This window comes from Comamonas sp. MYb21 (genome assembly GCF_037479395.1).
GTDB lineage: Bacteria > Pseudomonadota > Gammaproteobacteria > Burkholderiales > Burkholderiaceae_C > Comamonas.
In genome coordinates this window covers 1-5,269 of sequence record NZ_JBBGZC010000026.1, presented here as the reverse complement: position 1 = coordinate 5,269, position 5,269 = coordinate 1, and the positions used below count along the sequence as shown (strand labels likewise).

1 protein-coding gene is annotated in these 5,269 nt (G+C 52.3%); it reads left to right on the top strand.

Annotated features, from left to right (window positions below; all coding sequences use genetic code 11):
• Window positions 1-5,269 (top strand): hypothetical protein (locus tag WH367_RS24265; protein ID WP_339537998.1); only part of this gene is annotated, 5,269 nt, incomplete at both ends.

Here is a 5,269-nt window from a genome sequence, read left to right as displayed (position 1 = left end):
TTGGTGTATTTGCAGCCCTGTTTGGGCTCAGCCCATTTGTATTGCATGGCGCTGATCCAGCAGCGTTTGAAGCTGCTGTTTCTGAGGCCTGGGGGCCGATCTACACTCAGTGGAAGAAAGATCAGTCAGCAACAGAGGGCGGCAAGGCAGCGGCCCTGTTCACTGATGAGTGGCTAAACCGGCGTGCACAAATGTTGGTGCGAAGAAACTACTACGGTTCAAAAAATGCGTCGTATGACAGCGTGGATGTCAATGCCTATGGCGCTCACCAAGCAATGGACTTTGATGGAGAAAATACGGTCTGGGAAGACCGTAGCTCCAAGCTAAAGATTCGGCGTGGCCAAGAAACAGTCACTACCAAGTATGTCATTTTCAACGATGACAACGGTGGGCAAATCGAGGGCCGGCGGCTCGAGGACTACCTGTTTGGAGGTACTGGCGCCGACACCCTCAAGGGTATGAATGGCAATGATTATTTACAAGGCAACGCTGGTGATGATGTACTCGACGGTGGTGCGGGTAACGACATGCTTCAGGGTGGGGAAGGCATCGATACCTATCGGTTTGCCAAAGGTGCGGGAATAGACACCATCACAGATAAGGATGGCGTTATTAGCGTTGAAGGCTTTGGCGTATTGAGCGCCGCGGGTGCATCTCTGGTAGCCTCGAACATGTGGCAGAGCATCGACAAGAAGATAAGTTACACCTTCACTGATGCGGCCAATGGTGAGAAGGATCTTTACGTCGCCTTTTTTGACCGCGCAGACACCATCATTGTGCGCAACTGGACCAACGGTAACTTAGGCATCACTTTGTCTGATGCCTCTCCATCACCGCCGAATTCGACGATCTCAGGGGATTTTGTAAAGAAAATTGATGGCACCCAATATGCTCCAACTGCGACGGGCTATGACGCCGATGGTAGCCAACCAGGTGCCGCAGACATCCTCATTGGCACCGTAGGGGTAGACAGCATTTCAGGCCTGGGCGGTAATGATGGCATCGTGGCGGGCGATGGAGATGACTACATTGACGCTGGCGATGGGGACGATCTGGTAATGGCGGGCTCGGGTGCTGACACCATAATTGGAGGGGCGGGCAACGACGTCATCTACGGAAGCGCCCAAGGATTCCTTGACCGGCCCACGAACGTGAACTTTGTCCCCCCTGTGCTGCCCAGTGGTACAGAGGAAGTGGCGCGAGGTTTTTCATGGGTGGTGGCACGTGAGGATTCCCCTAGGTGGACGGATGGCGCTTCAATTCTGCGCCGGGTTGATATGCTCGGCGCAACTGTGACGCCATCTGGAGAAACAACGGGCAATACCATTGACGCGGGCGCCGGCAATGATTACGTGGCTGCAGGCGATGGTGAGGATATTGTGCATGGGGGCGCTGACGATGATGACATCATTGGCATGGGAGGCGCTGATTTGCTCTTTGGGGATGAAGGCAGTGACATCATCTATGGGGACGGATTTGCAGATGGTGAAAGTTATGGCACCTATACATTGGCGAGCGCGCATGGCGACGATGTGATCTCAGGAGGTGCGGGGAAAGACGCCTTGTTTGGCCAAGGGGGCGCCGATGTGCTCCTTGGAGGCGCAGACGACGATTTGCTCTGGGGGGACGATAGTGGCTCAGATAATGGAACGCCATGGAGCGTTCAGGCCAATGATTATCTGGATGGCGGAGAAGGTAACGACCTACTTGTTGGCAATGGAGGAGATGACACACTCATAGGAGGCGCAGGCGGGGACAGTTTATGGGGTGACAACCACATGCTCCCCGATGGCAGCTGGACAGCAATGCCTGCAGCTTATCAGGGTGAGGACTATCTGGACGGTGGCGAAGGCGACGATCAACTCAATGGAGGCGGCGGCGACGACACGGTTCTGGGTGGAGCGGGTAATGATCTCCTGTGGGGCGATGCGGATAGCGCTGATGCAAATGCTCTGGGTAGTGATTACCTCGATGGGGGCGACGGTGATGACCAGATCATCGCCGGGGATGGTAACGATACGGTGCTTGGCGGTGCAGGCAACGATGTACTTATTGGAGACTTCGACGAGATGTCGAATTCGGAAGGCAACGACTACATCGATGGTGGCGAAGGCAATGACATCATTAGAGGCGGCGGTGGGAACGACACCCTCCTAGGCGGTGCAGGTGATGACCAGATATTGGGCGGAGAAGGCAACGACACCCTGATCGGCGGAGCTGGTACTGACGCGCTCATGGGTGGTGCCGGAGATGACACCTACATCATCGCAAGGGGTGACTCCTTGCCCAATGCGTCGAACTTGGCAGAGTTTATTGATGATAATGAAGGCCAAAACACTATCGTCTTGCAGGACGCACAAGCCAGTAGCCTGTCAGTACAAAGCATGGGAGGGGCGAACCTGCTCATCCAGACCTCCCCGGCGGACTACCTGTCCATTGCTAATGGCGCGGCAGGCCTGAGCAACACCTTCCAACTAGGTAATGGTGCCACCTTCTCCACGAGCGCATTGGTAGGGACTTTTGCTGAAAATATTGCGCAGACAACTGACTCCCAGGGCAATCAATACCTTTTGGGAGGCAGGGCTGATGACGCCATCGTAGCAACAAGCGCTTACGCAACCTTGAGCGGCGGTCACGGTAATGACCTTCTCGAAGCCAGCGGTGGCAACGCCACCTATTTGTACTCACTGGGTGATGGAGCGGATCGCATTCATGACACCAGCGCGCGTACTAATGCCCAGGGGCATGCAGTGTTTAGCCAAATTCGGTTTGGTAAAGACATTACCCCGGAGAGCTTGCGACTTATGACTGGAGGTTCATCCATCGTGATCCAAGTAGGCGATGATGCAGGCGATGTGATTGAAGCAAGCTCGTTCGACAACATATACTTTGAATTTGCAGATGGACGATCCTTCAGCTATGCGGAAATACTGGATCAGGGCCAATGGATCAAGGGAACAGAAGGTGATGACGTTCTCAATGGCACGCAGTGGAATGAGCGCATTGATGGATTTGGCGGGAACGACATCCTGAACGGCGGCGACGGTAGTGATTTTCTCAATGGAGGATCTGGCCAGGATCAGCTGACTGGGGGGCATGGGGATGACACCTTGCAGCTAAGTGGCGGTGGTTTGGCCAATGGCGATGTCCTTTTCTTTGCCAGCGGTGACGGCTATGACCGTATCCGGACTGATAAAGCATATGCAGAAGGCAGCAATAGCATCCACTTTGCCAACGGCATTGATCCTCGGGGCTTGCAGGTGACGCGATTGGGTGGCAATAGCCTGGGCAACGTTGCACTGCTGATGACCTATGGCGGCAATGATCAGATTGAGATAGAGGCAGGCACTGCGACGCAGATCAAAGACCTTGTCTTTGCCGATGGCACGGTGTTGAACATGCAAAGCCTAGTGCAATCTATTTTGCCGATCGGCACAAGTGGTAATGACCTCCTCATTGGTTCGCTGGGAGCTGATACGCTGGATGGCGGCGAAGGCAACGATGAATTGCGGGGTCTGGATGGTGACGATGAATTGCGCGGAGGCCCTGGCAATGATTTGCTGATTGGAGGAGCTGGCCGCAACACCTATGTATTCGAAACGGGCAGCGGCTTGGATGTGATCCGACCGACAGCTGGCGAAGAGGGGGTGCTTCGCTTTGACGGGATTGCACTTGCTGACCTTCGTACTTCATGGACGGGTGGAGACTTGGTGATACAGAACTCTGCAGGCGATCAGGTTTTTGTGACCGGTTTTTCTGCGACCATGTCTCATCAGTGGAGCGTGCAGGTAGGTGATAGAACGCTGTCTGTCGCAGATTTACTTAACACAACTAACCCGCTACCTCAGAGGTCGTTAGCCATACGTAAACAGGCATTTATTGATCAACAACAGCTGCAGTTGAGATCTATGTCACAGTACTGGGTTGGCGGAGGATTTAATGGGGACAATAATCAGGCCATACCTACCGAGGTAATTCAGTCTTCACTTCAGATGACAGAAGGTATTTCACTCAGTTATGAGGATTATCTAACCCAATCTCATGTCACATCAACACTTGTAACACAGAGTAGGCAGCCGATTTATTCAGATGACAAATCAACTGCTACCAAAAAGCCTGTAACGGGGAAATTCATCAGCGTGTCCAGCTTGGCATCGTCAGGGACTTCGGTAGACCTATCCACTGCGCAGCCGGTTTATGGGCCCAGTAGTTCTGTATCTGGAGGGGGATCTGCACAACAGGACACAGTACTAATCGGCTGGCTGATACCGGACAAAAAGGACACTCAAGACGATGCGAGAAAAATCATTGGCTGGGAGACCAACACAGAAGAATCAAATTATTATACCACGACTGATACGGCAACGCAGAAGTTAATTATTGGTACAGAGGGCGATGATGTTGTGCTTAATGCATCCGATATCGCAAAAGGATTTAGGGGTGTTATTGAGACAGGCGCTGGTAATGATCTTATTCAATTCCAATCAGTGGAAATAACCCCCCCCTACTTCGCTCCCCCTGCCGACGTCAACTTGCGCTCACCAAATTGGGATTGGGCAGTTTTGAAGCCCAATACGTTCGTTGACTGGCAGAACAGAAAATTCAGGGAGCATGGACTTGGTGCATGGATTGATGCAGGCAATGGCGATGATATCGTGAGCGGAACTGATGGCAACGACGTGATTATCGGTGGCGAGGGCAGTGATTGGCTAGATGGGCAGGCAGGCGCAGATACGTATATCATCAATGCGGTTCAACCGGGTATTGACCATATTAGAGATATAGCAGAATTTGGTACAGATCACGATACAAATATGTTCATCACTTATGGCGGAGATCTGAGTCGTGCCAACCAGGATGTTGTAGATTTTGATGGCAGCGTGCAATTAAATAATCTCAGCTATCGATGGGATTTAATTGAGAGTGACAGTGACTATAGAACACTTGAACTATTTGAAAGCGGACGTCATTTTCTATCCATTGATTATCGAACGGATGACTCTCAGCCAAACTGGCAAGTAGATGAATGGTTCCTGCAAGAATCGGGTGTGACGGAAGCCACTTTCTCGACTGCAGGTGTGGAGTTGTTTAAATTTGCCGATGGCACGCTTTTAAGTGTTAAGGATTTACTTAAACAAATTGCGCACCATACGGGCAGCAATGAAAACTCAGCGCCCATTGCTGGCGGAAGCCTTGTATCCCAAAGCGTGGAAGAAGACAGTGCGTTGAGTCTGCAAATCCCGGCCGCTGCATTCAGCGACCCCGATGG